This is a genomic window from Mesorhizobium sp. BR1-1-6 (assembly GCF_020165355.1).
Taxonomy (GTDB): Bacteria; Pseudomonadota; Alphaproteobacteria; order Rhizobiales; family Rhizobiaceae; genus Mesorhizobium.
The window spans coordinates 475820-492288 of record NZ_JAIUHZ010000001.1 but is presented as its reverse complement, the minus strand read 5'-3'; the positions used below and the strand labels follow the sequence as shown (position 1 = coordinate 492288).

The window sequence follows — 16469 nt, the reverse complement described above, 5'->3', positions numbered from 1 at the left end:
GATTGATTATGTTCAGAGTGCCCGGTGAGGGGGTCCCCTGAATTCCACCACATCACAGGAGCAGCAAGTGGCCAACCAATCCCTACGCCAGTCCGAGATCGACAGTCTCCAATATATCGCGTCGATGGCCAATGAGCTGGTGCAGATGGCCGAAGCAAGCCGTTTCCCCGTGATGTCCTATCTGCTGGGCATGGCTTATGCCGAGGCTTTCGACGTCCTTCGCGGCGCCCGGCCGGCGAGGCATCCGCAGCTCAGCGGCAATTCGATGCACCCCAGGACGCAGGCGAAAGACAATCGCGTCCAGCCGAGGAGAGCATAGCCAGATCCGGCCATCATCTCGGTGCGCAATGGCGTGCCCCGGGACGTGCGCGGCAAGGCCTGCTGCCGTCCTTGAGGAAGGCCGCCGTCGGCTTGACCGCATCGAGATGGCCTATTGGTTTGGTTGGAACACGCGGGCGCAGAGGCAACATCATCCAAGGCCGGCCGGCCGATGTCGCCGCGATCGCTGCAATGATCGCCCGCAGCCCGCCGAACCGGCCTTTATGCACGACGACCTGAGGGGAACACAAATGAACATGATCGCAGCCATCAAAAGCGCCGATGCCGGTGAAAGTGTCTTCAGCCGCCTCCATGCCCTGATCGCCAGCCGGCCGGCATCGCCGGATGCGGCGCGCCTTCAAGCGCGCCAACTGGTTTCCACGGCGATAGCCGACACCTGGCACGCCGACAGTCTCTGGGGGGCGGTGGATGCCTTCCATGCCCATTTCGACTTCATGATGCAGACCATCGAGGTCAACGGCGCCGACGATCCGAACCTCAGGATCCTGCGCATGAGATGCCGCTTCTACCTCGAACAGGTCGAGGCTCTGTGTCTGTCGATGAGCTATCGGTAGGCCGACCGTTCGACCTTGCTTTGATCCGTGTATGTCGTTTCTCCCGAACCGGGCTCAGTTTTGGGCGGCATGCATCAGTTCCGAAGGCTGAATACGAATGGCGCCGTGCGGCTGACGCGCGAACCCAGCTCCGGCGGCGGCGGCGGCACGGTGGCGCCCTGCAGCACGGCGAGCGCGGCGCGGTCGAGGTCGGGATCGCCCGAGGAGCGGACGACGCGCGCCGACGTCACCCGGCCTGAGGCGTCCACCGTGAAGGTGACGTTCGCATTGCCTTGCGAGCGTCGCGATTTCGCGGTGCTCGGATAGCGCGTATGCCGTTTGATCCATGACAGCAGCCGCGATTCCCACTTGGCCGGGCTGACGCCGGACGCCCCGGACGCCGATTTCGGCGCCGCCGTCCTGGTGGCGGGCTTTGCCTCCGCGCTCGCGGCGGTTACCGTCTTCGGCGGCGGCGCCTTATCCTTCTTCGGCTTGGGTTTCTCGACGGGCTTTTTCACCTTGGCCTGGACGGGATTCTTTTCCTTGGGCGTCTCGACCGGCTTCGGCTTCGGCTGTGGCAGCGGCACGACGACGTCGGGCGCGACCGTCTCGGCGATATCTGGAACGACCTCTTCGAGCGGTGGTTGGTCAACCGGCTCAGTCCGCATCGTCTCAGTCGGTTCGGTTGCATCAGGCGGCGGCGCATCCGGCTCGGCAACGGGCTCCGTTTGCTCGGCCACTTTCTCGGGCTCGGCTTCGGGCGCCTTTTCGGTCTCCTCGACCGGCTCGGCCTGGTCGGGCACAGCGGCGTCCAGCGTCGCGGCCTGCTCGGGCACGGCCGGCGTCACCACCATCGGCGCCATCTCGATCGCCAGCGCCGACGGCGGCCCGCCATCCGCCGGGTCGACCGGGCTGAAGCTCTGCACCGCATAGGCGACCGCAACATGCGCCCCAAGCACCAGCGCGGCCGCAACCGCCCACAGGCCGAGGTCGCGCCAGCCGAGGCGCGACAGCTCCACCGTTGGCGAGGCGGCCGCTTGCCCGGTCATGGACCAGCGGCTCCGCTTGGCGCCACTGCGGGAGCATCGCCGGCGTGCGCAGCCTCCAGGCCGACCAGGGCGATCTTCAGGTAGCCGGCGCCGCGCAGCAGGTTCATCGCCTCCATCAGGTCGCCATAGGCAACCGCCTTGTCGGCGCGAAGGAAGATGCGCGCCTGCTTGTCGCCTTTGGTCCTGCCGTCAAGCGCGGCGGCGAAAACCTGGCGCGGCACGGTGTCGTTGCCGATCGCTAGCGAGAGGTCATCCTTCAACGTCAGGAACAGCGGCGTCTCCGGCCGCGGCGCCGGCGTCGCGGTCGAGCCCGGCAGGTCGACATTGACATCCACCGTCGCCAAGGGCGCTGCGACCATGAAGATGATCAGCAGCACCAGGATGACGTCGATGAAGGGCGTGACATTGATCTCGTGGCTTTCCTCGAGATCGTCGTCCATGGTCTGACGGATGCGGCTGCCCATGGTCTTGCCCCGCTACTGCGCCGCCAGCGCCGTTGCCGGCGCCACCGTGCGGAAATCGAGGTCGCGGCTGACCAGCCGCTCGACGCCAGCCGAGGCGTCGGCGAGGATCTGCCGGTAGCCGGCTATCGAGCGCGCAAAGACGTTGTAGATGACGACGGCCGGTATCGCGGCGACGAGCCCCATTGCGGTGGCGAGAAGGGCTTCGGCAATGCCCGGCGCCACCACCGCCAGATTGGTGGTCTGTGCCTGCGAAATGCCGATGAAGGCGTTCATGATGCCCCATACCGTGCCGAACAGACCGACGAAAGGCGCGGTCGAGCCGATCGTCGCCAGCAGGCCGGTGCCGCGCGACATGCGTCGCGCCGCCGCCGCCTCGATGCGTGTCAGGCGCGAGGCGACCCGTTCCTTCAGCCCGTCGCCGCCGGCATGGTCGAGCGCGCCGGCCGAAAGTGCCGCTTCTTCCTCCGCCGCCCGCACCAGCAGGGCGCCGGTGCCGCCGTTGCGGTCGAGCGCGCGGCTCGCCTGCTTCAGCGTCGCGGCATTGCCGATGGCCCGCGCGGCGCGACGAGCGCCAAGCTTGCCGGCAAGCACTTCCAGCGACTTGGCCAGCCATATCGTCCAGGTGACGAGCGAGGCGAAGGCCAGCCCGATCATCACCGCCTTGACGATGATGTCGGCAGCCATGAACATGCCCCATGGCGACAAATCGTGCGGCAAGCTCAGCGCCGGCGAGGGCTCGGCCGCGGTACCGGCCCCGGCTTGCGGCTGTGCAGGCGCTAGGGCTCCCACGGGAGCGGCGGGCGCGGCCGGCGATGGTGCTGGCGCCGTAATGGTGGCGGGCGTGCCGCTTGCCGGCTGCTCCTGCGCCGGCGCGCTGGCGGCCGCCAGCATGGCGGATGCAAACAGCGCTGCGACAAAACCGGTTCTCGACATCGTCTTCTTCCTCGTTCTCACAGCCGCCAGTCTTCCCCGCCGTGGCGCTGAAGCGTCACTGGACGTAGCCGACGGGCTGGCCTGTGACGGGGTGCGCGAACACGCCCATCTCCACTCCGAAAATGCCCTTGAGCACATCGCCTTGCATGATTTCGCCGGGCGTGCCGCGCGTCAGCAGCCTGCCGTCCTTCAGGGCAATCAGCTCGTCGCAATAGCGCGCCGCCATGTTGGGATCGTGCAGCACCACGACGACGCAAAGATCGCGCTTGCGGCTGAGATCCCTGACCAACCCCAGCACCTCGACCTGATGGGAGATGTCGAGTGCCGAGATAGGCTCATCGAGCAGCATGACGCCGGCATTCTGCGCCACCAGCATGGCGAGCCAGGCGCGCTGGCGCTCGCCGCCCGACAGCTCGTCGACCAGCCGGTCGGCAAAGCCGGCCATGTCGGTCAGGGCCAGCGCTTCCTCGACATGCCGTCTGTCGTCCTGGCCGAAGCGGCCGAGCGCGCCATGCCACGGATAACGTCCGAGCGCCGCCAGCTCGCGCACGGTCAAGCTGGTCGCCGCCGGCGTCGTCTGCGGCAGATAGGCAAGCGCCCGCGCCAGTTCGCGCGCACCCCACTGGGCCAAAGGCCGCCTGGCGAAGGTGATGGCGCCAGAGCTTGCCGGCTGCTGGCGCGCCAAAAGCTTGACCAGCGTCGACTTGCCGGACCCGTTGTGGCCGATCAGCCCGTAGACGCGCGCGCACTGCAATTCGAGCGAAACCGGACCGAGCAGCGTCCGCTCGCCCACGGCAAAGCGCACCGCGTCGATGTGGAAAGCAGTCTGGGTGTCAGTTCCGGTCAAGGTCCGTCTCCAGTACGGCTGCGGGCATGTCATCAATCCGGTTTTCGGCAACCGTGCCCGGTTGACTATGAAACATGACTTTAATAGTCAACAATGAAGTTGGGTTTTTGCATCAACAAACATCGTGACGCCTGATGCCGCTTCGAATTTCAGGCAAGGAAGCGTTTCCGTGAAGCGATGAACCGCTCTAAGGTCTTCGCTGAAACAGGAAACCGCGCATGATCAAGGCGACACCCTTCGACTTTCCCTATGACGGCAGGCTGGTGGCCGAGAACACCGCGCTGGTCGTGATCGACCTGCAGCAGGATTTCCTGTCGACGACGGGTTACTTCGCCAGGAAGGGATATGATCCCTCGCCGTTGAGAGCGATCCTGCCCGCGGTGAGCCGGCTGATCGCCGCTGCCCGCGAGGCGGGCGTCAGCATCGTCCATACAAGGCAGGGCTACCGGGCCGACATGGCCGACATGACGCCTTACGAGAAATGGCGCCGCAGGCGGGCCGGCCTCGACGGCACCGAGATCCTGCTTCGTTCGGGTCCGGGTTTTCAGATCGCTCCGGAGATCGACGTCGCGCCGCAGGACATCATCGTCGACAAGACCTGCAACGGCGCCTTCACCTATACGGATTTCGAGCTCGTGCTGCGCGCGCGAGGCATCACGCATCTTCTGTTTTGCGGATGCACGACGGATGTCTGCGTGCACACGACGCTGCGCGAAGCCTGCGACCGCAACTTCCAGTGCCTGACGATCTCCGACGCCTGCGCCAGCGGCGACGGACGGGCACATGAGGCGGCCCTTCACATGGTGACGGTCGAAGACGGCGTCTTCGGCGTGCTGGCGGATTCTGGTGCAGTCATTGAAGGCCTGTCACGGCTGGGTAGCAAGGCGCTAAAGGATCAGGATTGATAGCGTAGCGCAAAGCAGCAAGGCGCGCAGATCATCGACTCGAACGGACAGCACCTCGTCCGTGGGCGACAAGTGATGGGACCGATCACTCCGAAATAAAAATTTCGTTTTCGCAGTTCAGCCCGTTGCCCGTGTTTCCAGTCCCGTGCGCTGCGCGAAAGCCCCATGCTGGAACTCGCCGCTTTCACGCCGCGCCAGCGAATTGCGCAGCAGCGCGATCGTCTCGCGGCCGACTGTCGCGATCTCGCGCGGCGTGTCGACACCGACGATCATGAATTCATCGATGCCGAGAGCCGCGTAAGCAAGCAGCGACAGGGCGGCCTGGGCCGGCGGACCGGAGACATCGACCGCCTTGTGCCCTGCCGAGGAAATTCCCCGGTGGATGCGGACCGGAAGGGCGAAGCGTAGTCTGGCGGCCCGGCCATGTTCGGCGGCGGCGCCGCGCACACGCTCCATCAACTGCCTGACATCGTCGATCGAACCGGGCGCCAGTTCGAAGACGTCGGCATGCCGGCCGGCCACTTTCAGTGCCGTGCCGGACTGCCCGCCCATGCGGATGACGAGGTCGGCACCATGAGGCCCCTTGCGCGGAACATAGCCGCCCTTGATGCTGTAGAACGCGCCTTCATGGTCGAAAGGCTGCTCGTTCGACCATAGCCGCTTCAACAGAACCAGATATTCGTCGATGCGCTGCCAGAGGACACCGTGTCCGACCGGACGCGCTTCGGCATCGTCGTCGCTTAACGGCTCGCTGATCATCCTGAGCGCCAGGCGGCCGCCGCTGCGGGCGTCGATCGAGGCAAGTTGCCGCGCCGCCACGGTCGGTTCGACCACGCCGGCCCAATGGGTGAGGACCACTTCCAGCGACGAGCTGCGGTCCAGCACCTGGGCGGCAAGATCCATATTGGTCAGCAGGCCGGCCGGATCGTCGACGACGAGGTTGCGGAAACCGCCATCCTCGATCAGCGCCAGCCTGGTCGCCGTCTCGGCAAAGTCGTAGAAAAAGGAAACTGCGCTATCGGCAGGATGGGTCTTGCCGGGCACATGCGTGAATTCGATCGGCATTGCCATCTCCTCCATCTCTGGAATCACGGATGCGGTCAAATACGAATCAATGGCGCACGCGAAAGCGCACCGCGATCCTGTTCATTCAACTCCGATTGCCTGAAGGCGGTGGGTCGTCAGCCTGGCCGGACCACGGCTCAGGGAATGAGGCCCAGAACAACAGCCCCGGTGAACACGAACGCAAGGGCAAAGACGACATAGGCGAAAGCACCGGCATAGGCCGGGCGGAAGCTCTGGGCATTGGCCAGCCTCTGGCCGCTGCTGCGGGTCTCGGTGTTCTGCATATAGGACATATCGACCTCCGTCTCGCCGGTTAATCTATAAAAGTTGTAGACTTTGTCGATTGCTATTTTTCGGCCATGCGCAGAATTTTTTTCTAACAGCGCCGTGAGAACTGGCGCTGAGTTGCTGCAGAGCGGCATCGGCGTGATCGACGGACATGGCAGCGTCGGTTTCACTTCCGGCGCTCGACGGCACTTCACTTGCCGATCCATTCGTGCATTGGCCGCCCCGCGCGGGCAGGATAGCATCGCGGCAGAGCGACAATGCGAGATCGTCCAAAGGACATTTGGGAGGAGCAAGGAAATGGGAGCAAGACTGGCCGGCAAGGTCGCCATCGTTTCGGGCGGCGCGACGGGAATGGGCGGGGCGGCCTCGGAACTGTTCGCGGCGGAAGGCGCAAAGGTGGCGATCATCGACCGCAATGGCGAAGCGGCGGCAGCCACCGCCGCGGCGATCCGGGCGCGCGGCCAAATCGCGGAGCATTTTGTCGCCGACGTTTCCGACGAGGCGCAGGTCGAGGCGGCCGTGAAGGGCGCGGCCGAGAAGTTCGGCGCGGTTACCGTCCTGTTCAATCATGCCGGCACCATCGTGATAAAGCCGTTCCTGGAGACCAGCGTGCAGGAATGGGACTGGCTGCATGCCGTCAACGTGCGCTCGATGTTCCTGATGACCCGCGCCGTGCTGCCCGGCATGATCGCGGCCGGCGGCGGCTCGATCGTCTGCACCTCGTCGATCTCGGCGGTGGCGGCGACGCCGAACGAAGTGCTCTATGACACCACCAAGGGCGCCTGTCACATGTTCGCGCGCGCCATCGCCGTGGAATTCCGCGACCGCAACATCCGCTGCAACGCCGTCTGCCCCGGCTTCATCCGCACACCGCATGGGCTGCGCGAGGTCGCCGATCTGGGCAAGCTCGGCGTCGATGTCTCCGACGCGGCGCTGGCTGCGCAGCAGGGGCGGATCGGCGAACCGGAAGAGGTGGCAAAGGCGGCGCTGTACCTCGCCAGCGACGAATCGAGCTTCGTCAACGGGGCCCATCTGTTCGTCGACAATGGTTTTACCGCGATGTGAGGTGTCCCAAAGGTCCAGGGTCTTCGTCCCAAGCCCTACTCGTCTATCGTTCTTCCCGGCGAAACGGTTTCAGCAGCGCCGACGGCGCCACCGCATTGCGCGACATCACCGCCATGGCGACGATGGTGAAGATGAAGGGCAGCATCAGGAACGCCTCGTAGGGGATATGCCCGAGGCCGCTCGCCTGCATGCGCAACTGCAAGGCATCGACAAAGGCGAACAGCAATGCGGCCCTCGCCGAGCGCCACGGGTCCCAGCGGCCGAACACGACCAGGGCGATCGCCACCCAGCCGCGCCCGGAGACGACGCCGAAGGTGAAGGCGTTGAACTGCGCCATCGACAGAAAGGCGCCGGCCAGCCCCATCAGCGCCCCGCCGAGAATGACCGCCTGGAAGCGGGTGACAATGACGCTGACGCCGGCGGAGTCGGCGGCGCGCGGGTTTTCGCCGACCATGCGCACCGACAGCCCCCATGGCGTGCGGTAGAGCACGAAGGCGGCGATCGGGATGGCCAGGATCGCCATGTAGACCAGCGCGAACTGGTTGAACACCGCCGGCCCAAGCACGGGAATCTCGGAGAGGACCGGGATCGGCAGCGTCTGAAAACCCTTGATGCTCGGCGGCACCGATTGCTGGCCGAAGATCAGCCGGTAGAGGAAATAGGCCAGACCCGACGCAAGCAGCGTCACGCCGATGCCGCAGACATGCTGGCTTAAGCCCAGCGCCACCGTGAACAGCGCATGCAGCGCCCCCATCAGCATGCCGGTCAGCACCGCCGCCAGGACGCCCAGCCATAGGTTGCCGCTGAGGCTGGCGGCGGTGAAGCCGGCCATTGCCGACAACAGCATGATGCCTTCGATGCCGAGATTGAGCACGCCGGCGCGCTCGGAGAACATTTCGCCAAGCGTGGCGAAAGCCAAGGGCGTGGCGATGCGGACGATGGCGGCCAAGAAGCCGACCTGGAAGATCTGTTCGAACACCGCGCTCATTGGGCGGCTCCGACGCGGCGGATGCGATAGGCGGTGAACAGCAGCGCCACCAGCATGGCAAGCAGTGCCGTGCCCTGGATGACATCGCTGAGGAAGGCCGGCACGCCGGTCGCGCGCGACATCGCCTCGGCGCCGGTCATCACGGCAGCCAGGAAGATTGCCGCCGGCACCACGCCGAGCGGGTTGAGCCGCGCCAGCATTGCAACGACGATGCCGGAATAACCGTAGCCCGGCGAGATGTCGCTCATCACCTGAAAATGCACGCCGCCAACCTCGCCGACGCCGGCGAGCCCGGCTAGCGCCCCGGACAGCAACGCCGTCGAGAGCAGCACCCGCTGGACATTGATGCCGCCATATCTGGCCGCTTCCGGATTTTCGCCGGTGACCCGGATCTGGAAGCCGAGCGTGGTGCGCACGATCAGGAACCAGATCAGCGGTGCCGCGATAAGCGCCACGATGACGCCGAGATGCAGCCGCGTGCCCTCGATCAGCACCGGAAAATTGGCCGAATCCTCAATCGGAGGCGAGATCGGATAGCCACTGAAACTATCCTTCCATGGCCCTTCGATCAGCGCCATCAGCGCGTAATAGATGACCGAATTGAGCAGCAGCGAACTGACGACGTCGTCGACCTTGAATTTCACCCGCAGCGTTGCCGGCACGAGCGCGACGGCTGCACCGGCCGCGGCGCCTGCCACTGCCATCAAAAGCATGGCGAGCGGTCCCGGCATCGGGATCGCGCCGACGAAGCAGCTCGCCACCGCGCCGGCAAGCAGTTGCCCTTCGGCGCCGATGTTCCAGAATTTGGCGCGGAAGGCGACAGCCACCGCCAGCCCGGTGAAGATCATGGGCGCGGCGCGCACCAGCGTTTCGGTGATCGCATAGCTGTCGCCGAGCGACGCCGTGAACATAACGCCGTAGGATTCGAGCACGCCGGCGCCGGCCAGCGCGATCAGGCCGCTGCACAGCACAAGCGCGGCACCGATCGCCAGCAACGGCAGAGCCAGGTTGAACCAGGCGGGCGTCGAGCTGCGGACTTCGAGGCGAAACATCAGCTATGGCCCTCCGCTCCGGTCATCAGCAGCCCCAGCCGTGCGATCGTCGCATCGGCGCTGGGAAGCGTGCCGGCGATGCGGCCCTCATACATCACCGCGATGCGGTCGCAGAGCACGAGCAACTCTTCCAGATCCTCGCCGATGACGATGATGCCGCAGCCCTTGGCGCGCATGTCGAGGAATTTTTCATGGATGAAGCGCGCGGCTCCGATGTCGAGGCCGCGCGTCGGCTGCGAAACGACAAGCACCTTCGGATCGAAGGCGAGCTCGCGCGCCAAAAGCGCCTTCTGCAGATTGCCGCCGGACAGGGCGCCGGCGCGCGTCATCGGCCCGGGGCATCTGATATCATAGGCCTTGATCTGCGCCTCGGCGAAGGCGCGGATCGCATCCGGCTTGAGCAGGCCCTTGCTGCTGAAAGCGGCGGTGCCAATGCGCGGCAGCACCATGGAATCGGCGAGCGGCAAGTTGGTGACCAGTCCCGTCGTCATGCGATCTTCCGGGATGCGGCCAAGGCCCAGCGCCTGCACCTCGCGCGGCGAGAAGCGAGACACTTTCTGCCCCGCAATCGTCATCAGACCGGCATCCGGGGCTCGCACACCCGAGATCACCTCCGCCAGTGCCCGCTGGCCATTGCCGGAGACACCGGCAATGCCGAGGATCTCGCCGGCGCGCACGGAAAGCGACACATCGCGCAGCGGCGTGCCCGAATGGCTCGAGGTGGAAATGCCGTCGAGAGTGAGCACCGCTGCCCCCGGCGTCGACGGCCCCTTGGCCGGCGGCACGATCTCGTGGCCGCACATCAGTCGCGCCATTTCCGCCGATGTGGTGTTGGCCGGATCGTCGACGCGGCCGGCGACGCGGCCATGCCGCAGCACCGTGCAGCGATGGGTGAGCGCGCGCACCTCGTTGAGCTTGTGCGAGATGAAGATGATGCCCAGACCCTGCGCCGCCATCGACCGCAAGGCCGAAAACAGCCCGTCGACTTCGCTCGGCGCAAGCACCGCGGTCGGCTCGTCGAGAATCAGCAGTTTTGCGCCGCGAAACAGCGCCTTGACGATCTCGAGACGTTGCTGCTCTCCGACAGACAGCGCCGAGACCGGCAGGCTGGGATCGAGTGTCAGCCCGTGCTGGCGGCTGATTTCAACCAACCGCGCCAGTCCGCCGGCGCGGTCGATCCGCCCGGATTTGCCCGGTATGCCGATAAGCAGGTTTTCCAGTACCGTGAGCCGTGGCGCCAGGTGAAAATGCTGGTGCACCATGCCGATGCCGGCGGCCAGCGCATCGGCCGAACTGGTGATCCGCACCTTCCGGCCCTGGATGAGGATCTCGCCGGCGTCGGGCGCATAGGCGCCGAACAGCACGTTCATCAGCGTCGTCTTGCCGGCGCCGTTCTCGCCCAGCAAGCCGAGGATCTCGCCGGGCGCCACGCTGAGGTCGACGGCTTCGTTCGCCTTGACGGCGCCGAAACTCTTGGTGATGCCACGCATTTCGATGAGGGGGGCGGGCAAGGGCGCTCCTGCGGAGATGGCTCTGCTTCACCCTCCCCCTTGTGGGGAGGGTCGGCTTGCGATCGCAGCGAAGCGAAGATCGTAAGACGGGGTGGGGTGCGGCGCCGACCCCAACCCGCTCCGCTTCGCGGATCGACCCTCCCCACAATGGGGAGGGTTAAGGAACTCAATCCGAAACCGGTGTGTTCTCGTCCACGTCGACGCGGAAATTGCCTTCGAGGATTTCGGCCTTCTTCTTCTCGACCATGTCCTTGACCTCGGCCGGCAGCGTCTTGTCGAACTTATGGTAAGGCGCCAGGTGAGAACCGCCCTTGGCCATGCGCGAGAAATCGCCATAGTCCTGCGCCGTGAAGACGCCGGCCTTGACCAGTTTTATGGCTTGTTCGACGGTGGGATACATATCCCAGACCGGGCCGGTAATGACGGTGTCGGGGCCAAGGCTCGACTGGTCGGACATGTTGGAGATGGCGTAGATCTTTTTCTCCACCGCCGCTTCGATGACCCCGAAACGCTCGGCATAGATGACGTCGACGCCGGCGTCGATCTGCGCCACCGCCGCTTCCTTGGCCTTGGGCGGATCAAAGAAGGAACCGATGAAGGCGACCTTCTTCTTGATGTTCGGATTGACCTCCTTGGCGCCGGCGAAGAAGGCGTTGACCAGCCGGTTCACTTCCGGAATGCCCATCGCCGCGACGGCGCCGACCGTGCCCGACTTCGACATCTTGCCGGCGATCATGCCGGAGAGATAGGCGGGCTCGTGGATCCAATTGTCGAAGACGCCGAAATTGGGCTCCGCCGGCCCGGCGCCGGAGCCGAACAGCCAGGCAGTCTTCGGGAACTGCTTGGCGGTGCGGCGCGATTCACGCTCGGCGGCGAAGGCATCGCCCAGCACCAGTTCATAGCCGCCCTGTGCATATTCGCGCATGACGCGGCTGAAGTCGGCGGTCTGCACCTTCTCCGACCATTTATACTCGATGCCGAGTTCCTTCTCGGCCTTCTGCAAAGCGACATGGATCTGGTTGTCCCACGGCTCCTCGATGGGCGTGGCGAAGATCGCCGCTACTTTCAGCTTCTTGTCCTTGGCGAAGGCGGCGCCCGGCAGCATCGCCGCGGCCAGGCCAAGCGCGCCCAGTTCCAGCACGTTGCGCCGCGAAAGGCCTTCGCGCGTTGAATGAGATTTGTTCTTCCGGTTTTCCATTGCAGTCCCCTCTGTTCGACAGCCGTGTCGAGCCGGCCGTTCTAAAAATCAGACGAGGAACTATGGAACGGGTCCGGACTTTTGTCCACATGGTCAAATTTGGCAGATCGATCATATCCACTCTCCTGGACTAGCCGGGAGAGCGGTTGTTCAGACCCGTTCGAGCACGATGGCGATGCCTTGGCCGACGCCGATGCACATGGTCGCCAGCGCATAGCGGCCGCCGCGTTCGCGCAGCTCCAGCGCCGCCGTGCCGGAGATGCGCGCGCCCGACATGCCCAAGGGGTGGCCGAGCGCTATGGCGCCGCCATTCGGGTTGACGTGCGGCGCATCCACCGCGATGCCGAGCTGGCGCAGCACTGCGATGCCTTGCGAGGCGAAGGCTTCGTTGAGCTCGATGACATCGAACTGTTTTGGCGTCAGGCCAAGCCGTGTGCACAGTTTTTGCGTCGCCGTCGCCGGGCCGATGCCCATGATGCGCGGGGCGACGCCGACGGCGGCCCCGCCGAGGATGCGGGCGATCGGCGTCAGGCCGTATTTCCTGGCCGCCGCTTCCGAAGCGACGATCAGCGCCGCCGCCCCGTCATTGACGCCCGAGGCATTGCCGGCGGTCACCGTGCCGCCTTGCCGGAACGGCGTCGGCAGCTTGGCCAAGGCCTCTATCGTGGTGCCAGCGCGGGGGTGCTCGTCCTTCGAGACGACAACCGGATCGCCCTTGCGCTGCGGAATGGTCACCGCGGTTATTTCCTTGGCCAGCCGGCCATTGGACTGCGCGGCGACGGCCTTGTCCTGGCTGCGCACCGCGAAAGCGTCCTGGTCCGCGCGGGAAACCGAAAAATCCTCGGCGACATTTTCGCCCGTCTCCGGCATGGAATCGACGCCATACTGACTCTTCATCAGCGGGTTGACGAAGCGCCAGCCGATCGTGGTGTCGTAGATCTCGGCATTGCGTGAAAACGCCGTCTCGGCCTTGGGCATGACGAAGGGCGCCCGGCTCATCGATTCGACGCCGCCCGCGATCATCAGCTCGGCCTCGCCGGCCTTGATTGCACGGGCGGCGATGGTCAGCGCATCCATGCCCGAGCCGCACAGGCGGTTGACGGTCGAGCCGGGGATTTCCTTCGGCAGGCCGGCCAGCAGCAGCGCCATGCGCGCCACGTTGCGGTTGTCCTCGCCGGCCTGGTTGGCGCAACCGTAGACAACGTCGTCGACCGCCTGCCAGTCGACGCCGGCATTGCGCTCGATCAGTGCCTTCAGCGGAATGGCACCGAGGTCGTCGGCGCGTACCGAGGACAGCGAGCCGCCAAAGCGGCCGATCGGCGTGCGGATATAGTCGCAGATATAGGCTTCGGCCATGTCAGTCAGCTCTCCCGTTTCCCTCATGCGCCGCCTTGGTGCGACGCGTGCAGGTCGCGCAATGTCGTAGCTCGGTTCGCTTGGCGCCGGCATTTCGTCAAGCGCCTGCGCGAACTTAACCACCCAGCCACAGCTCTCCTGCCCTGCTGGCGAATCACGCTTGGATGCAGCGCCACGATCAGCGGGTTGGCCGCGAGCTCAATGCTTCATCCGATCCCTCATCGCATACCACAGCATTCCCAGCACATAGAGCGGCCCCCGCAGCGCCGTGCCTCCGGGGAAGGGCATCGGGGTCAGCGTCGAGAACAGGTCCAGCCGCGAGGCGTCGCCGGTGATGGCTTCGGCGAGCAGCTTGCCCGACAGCGTCGACAGGATGACGCCCTTGCCGGAATAGCCGTGCGCGTAATAGACCTCGCCATAGTGCCCGACATGCGGCAGTCGCGACGTCGTCACCGACACCAGCCCACCCCAGGCATGGTCGATCCGGCAGCCCTTGAGCTGCGGGAAGGTGCCTTCCATGTGCGGCCGCACGAAACCGGCAATATCGGCCGGCGGCGACGGCGTGTAGCGCTCGCCGCCGCCGAACAGCAGGCGACCGTCGGCCGACATGCGGTAATAGTTGACGACGAAGCGCGTGTCCGACACCGCGACATTGGCAGGAATGACGTTGCGGGAGCCCTCCAGCGGCTCGGTGGCGACGATGTAGTTGCCGACCGGCATGATGCGGCTGTTGACGCGCGGCTCCAGCCCATTGAGCAGCGCGTCGCCAGCCAGCACGACATGCTTTGCGCGCACCGATCCTTTTGACGTCGAGACCCGGATCGAAGGCTCGCGCTCAAGCCGCACGGCCACCGAATTCTCGTGGATGACGACGCCGGCCGCGCTTGCAGCGCGGGCAAGCCCGAGCGTGTAATTCAAGGGATGCATGTGGCCGCCGAGCGGCTCGTACATCGCGCCGTGATAGGGCGTGTCGACCTTGGCCCGGGCCTGCGCCGCCGACAGGATCTCGAGGTCGCGGAATTTCATCACGCTCTCGAGGCATTTCGCCTCTTCCTCCAAATCCCTGAGATCGGAGCCGTTGACCGCGCCGACCAGATGGCCGGTCAGCCTGAGATCGCAGTCGATCGTATGGCGCTCGATAATGTCGAGCACCAGGCTGCGCGCCTCGAAGGCGAGATCGAACAGCGCCTTTGCCCGTTCAGGCCCATAAAGCTTGACCAGGCCCTTGGCGCCCTTGCGCAGGCCGGGGATCATCTGGCCGCCATTGCGGCCCGAAGCGCCCCAGCCAATCTTGCCGCCTTCCAGCAGCACCACCTTCAAGCCGCGTTCGGCGGCGTGAAGAGCGGCCGACAGACCGGTGCAGCCGCCGCCGACGACCACCAGGTCGGCCTCGACATCGCCGATAAGTGCCGGATGGTCCGGCGCCGGATTGGCGGTGGCGACATAGTAGGACTTGCCGATGTCGAGACCGGAATTGAAACCCGTTGAAGATGCCATGATCACACCTTCAGCAGCAGGTGGTCGCGTTCCCAGCTCGTCACCACGCTCTGGAACAGGTCGAGCTCGACGCTTTTCACGCGCAGATAGGTCTGGAAGAAGTCCTCGCCGAGCAGTTTGCGCACCGGTTCACAGGCCTCGAAACGATCCAGCGCCTCCTCCATCGTTTTCGGCAGCGTGCTCTTGATCTTGTAGGCATTTCCGGATGCTTCCGCCGAGCGCGCCAGCTTCTGTTCGACGCCCAGATAGCCGGCCAGAAGCGAGCCGGCGATCGCCAGATACGGATTGCAATCGGCACCCGGCAGCCGGTTCTCCACCCGCCGCGCGGCGCGCCCGCCGGCCGGCACGCGCAGGCCGCAGGAACGGTTGTCATGCGACCATTCGATGTTGGCCGGCGCGCTGTGGTTTGGTCTAACGCGTCGGAACGAATTCACGTTGGGCGCGAACAGCGGCATGATTTCGGGAATGTATTTTTGCAGGCCGCCGATGAAATAACCGAACATCGCGGTATCGGCATCATCGCTGCCGGCAAACAACGTGTTGCCGGCCTCGTCGATGACTGACATGTGCAGATGCATCGAGCTGCCGGCCTGTGCGGCGATCGGCTTGGCCATGAAGGTCGCATACATGCCGTCTTGCTGGGCGGCCTGGCGCGTCAGCCGTTTGAACAGCAGCACCTTGTCGGCCAGCGGCAGCGCGTCGCCATGCAGGAAGTTGATCTCCAACTGCCCCGGTCCCGATTCATGAATCAGCGTGTCGAGCGGCAGTCCGGCCGCCTCCGCATAGTCATAGACGCGCCGGACCACCGGTTCATATTCCTCGAGCGCCGCCATGTCATAGGGATGCTGCACGGCCTCGGCGCGGCCATTGCCGCCGGTCGGCGCGGTCAGCGGCTTGTCGGGATCGGGATTGGGCGCGGTCAGGTAGAATTCGAGCTCCGGCGCCACTACCGCCCGCCAGCCGCGCTGCCGGTAGAGATCGAGCACGGCGCGCAGAACATGGCGCGGCGAGGCCATCCATGGCCGGCCGTCCATGTGGAAGGCGTCGGCGAAGACGTAGGCCTTGCCAGCGCCGGCGCCCGGCGCCAGGCAAAGCGTCGAGACATCGGGCACCATGCGCATGTCGGGGTCCGAATACGCAAAACCCTCGTCGATGGAACCGGAATAGCGCCCGTCTATGCTGACCAGGAAGGCGCTGCTCGGCAGATAAAGCGCGCGGTCTTCCAGCGCCGTGAGGAATTTTGCCGTCGGCAGCGCCTTGCCGCGCAGCACGCCGTTCATGTCGGGCACCAGGCATTCGACCTCGTTGATGCCGTGCTGCGCCAACCATGCCTTGGGATCGCTGAAGGGCGCGGTATTCGTGTTCTTCTCAAGCATTTC

Annotated in this window: 16 protein-coding genes and 1 pseudogene; 4 read left to right on the top strand and 13 right to left on the bottom strand. The window is 65.3% G+C overall.

From position 1 onward, the window contains the following. Positions 1–67: 67 nt before the first annotated feature. Together LB545_RS02425 and LB545_RS02420 are read left to right on the top strand one after the other, a co-directional pair. On the top strand, positions 68–319 hold the full coding sequence (locus tag LB545_RS02425) for a hypothetical protein (protein WP_224704356.1): 252 nt from the start codon (positions 68–70) through the stop codon (positions 317–319). A gap of 250 nt (positions 320–569) precedes the next feature. Then, positions 570–893: a hypothetical protein gene (locus LB545_RS02420; RefSeq protein ID WP_224704355.1), complete on the top strand. Its 324-nt coding sequence runs from the start codon at positions 570–572 to the stop codon at positions 891–893. Positions 894–967: 74 nt separating this feature from the next. Here LB545_RS02420 and LB545_RS02415 read toward each other — a convergent pair whose 3' ends face one another. From LB545_RS02415 to LB545_RS02400, 4 genes are read right to left on the bottom strand one after another with little or no spacing between them, the layout of a single operon-like run. Next, positions 968–1921 (bottom strand): energy transducer TonB, encoded by a 954-nt coding sequence (locus LB545_RS02415; RefSeq protein WP_224704354.1) that lies wholly within the window; start codon positions 1919–1921, stop codon positions 968–970. After that, positions 1918–2385, bottom strand: a complete 468-nt coding sequence (gene exbD, locus LB545_RS02410) for a TonB system transport protein ExbD (protein WP_224704353.1) — start codon at positions 2383–2385, stop codon at positions 1918–1920. Before exbD ends, LB545_RS02415 begins: the two co-directional genes overlap by 4 nt. A gap of 12 nt (positions 2386–2397) precedes the next feature. After that, positions 2398–3318, bottom strand: coding sequence for a tonB-system energizer ExbB (gene exbB, locus LB545_RS02405; RefSeq protein WP_140513984.1), 921 nt, complete (start codon positions 3316–3318; stop codon positions 2398–2400). Positions 3319–3373: 55 nt separating this feature from the next. After that, complete coding sequence (locus tag LB545_RS02400; RefSeq protein WP_140513983.1) at positions 3374–4198, bottom strand: ATP-binding cassette domain-containing protein; 825 nt, start codon at positions 4196–4198, stop codon at positions 3374–3376. Positions 4199–4383: 185 nt separating this feature from the next. Here LB545_RS02400 and LB545_RS02395 point away from each other — a divergent pair, with 185 nt between their 5' ends. Further along, on the top strand, positions 4384–5070 hold the full coding sequence (locus LB545_RS02395) for a cysteine hydrolase family protein (protein WP_140625393.1): 687 nt from the start codon (positions 4384–4386) through the stop codon (positions 5068–5070). Positions 5071–5187: 117 nt separating this feature from the next. Here LB545_RS02395 and LB545_RS02390 read toward each other — a convergent pair whose 3' ends face one another. Together LB545_RS02390 and LB545_RS02385 are read right to left on the bottom strand one after the other, a co-directional pair. Further along, positions 5188–6135: an LLM class flavin-dependent oxidoreductase gene (locus LB545_RS02390; RefSeq protein WP_140580189.1), complete on the bottom strand. Its 948-nt coding sequence runs from the start codon at positions 6133–6135 to the stop codon at positions 5188–5190. A gap of 137 nt (positions 6136–6272) precedes the next feature. After that, positions 6273–6428, bottom strand: a complete 156-nt coding sequence (locus LB545_RS02385; RefSeq protein ID WP_140492547.1) for a hypothetical protein — start codon at positions 6426–6428, stop codon at positions 6273–6275. A gap of 292 nt (positions 6429–6720) precedes the next feature. On the opposite strand from LB545_RS02385, the gene LB545_RS02380 reads away from it, so the two are divergent. Beyond that, entirely contained in the window at positions 6721–7488 is a 768-nt protein-coding gene (locus LB545_RS02380) for an SDR family NAD(P)-dependent oxidoreductase (RefSeq protein ID WP_140492551.1), read from the top strand. Positions 7489–7531: 43 nt separating this feature from the next. Here LB545_RS02380 and LB545_RS02375 read toward each other — a convergent pair whose 3' ends face one another. The 7 genes and pseudogenes from LB545_RS02375 to LB545_RS02345 all read right to left on the bottom strand — a co-directional run bounded on the left by LB545_RS02375 (position 7532) and on the right by LB545_RS02345 (position 16466). Then, positions 7532–8476: an ABC transporter permease gene (locus tag LB545_RS02375; protein ID WP_224704351.1), complete on the bottom strand. Its 945-nt coding sequence runs from the start codon at positions 8474–8476 to the stop codon at positions 7532–7534. Then, positions 8473–9528: an ABC transporter permease gene (locus tag LB545_RS02370; RefSeq protein WP_140728673.1), complete on the bottom strand. Its 1056-nt coding sequence runs from the start codon at positions 9526–9528 to the stop codon at positions 8473–8475. The genes LB545_RS02375 and LB545_RS02370 overlap by 4 nt, the downstream gene beginning before the upstream one ends. Positions 9529–9767: 239 nt before the next feature. Then, positions 9768–11018 (bottom strand): annotated as a pseudogene (locus LB545_RS02365) (ABC transporter ATP-binding protein); the annotation flags it as partial. A gap of 187 nt (positions 11019–11205) precedes the next feature. Further along, positions 11206–12237, bottom strand: coding sequence for a BMP family protein (locus LB545_RS02360; RefSeq protein WP_140492560.1), 1032 nt, complete (start codon positions 12235–12237; stop codon positions 11206–11208). A gap of 150 nt (positions 12238–12387) precedes the next feature. Then, the gene (gene pcaF, locus LB545_RS02355) at positions 12388–13593 is read right to left on the bottom strand and encodes a 3-oxoadipyl-CoA thiolase (RefSeq protein ID WP_140628211.1); all 1206 of its coding nucleotides are present in this window, start codon (positions 13591–13593) and stop codon (positions 12388–12390) included. 198 nt (positions 13594–13791) lie between these two features. After that, positions 13792–15090 (bottom strand): NAD(P)/FAD-dependent oxidoreductase, encoded by a 1299-nt coding sequence (locus LB545_RS02350; protein WP_181165198.1) that lies wholly within the window; start codon positions 15088–15090, stop codon positions 13792–13794. Between the two features lie 2 nt (positions 15091–15092). Then, positions 15093–16466 carry a glutamine synthetase family protein gene (locus tag LB545_RS02345; RefSeq protein WP_140524685.1) on the bottom strand — a complete coding sequence of 458 codons (1374 nt, stop codon included), beginning with the start codon at positions 16464–16466 and terminating at the stop codon, positions 15093–15095. Positions 16467–16469: the final 3 nt, after the last annotated feature.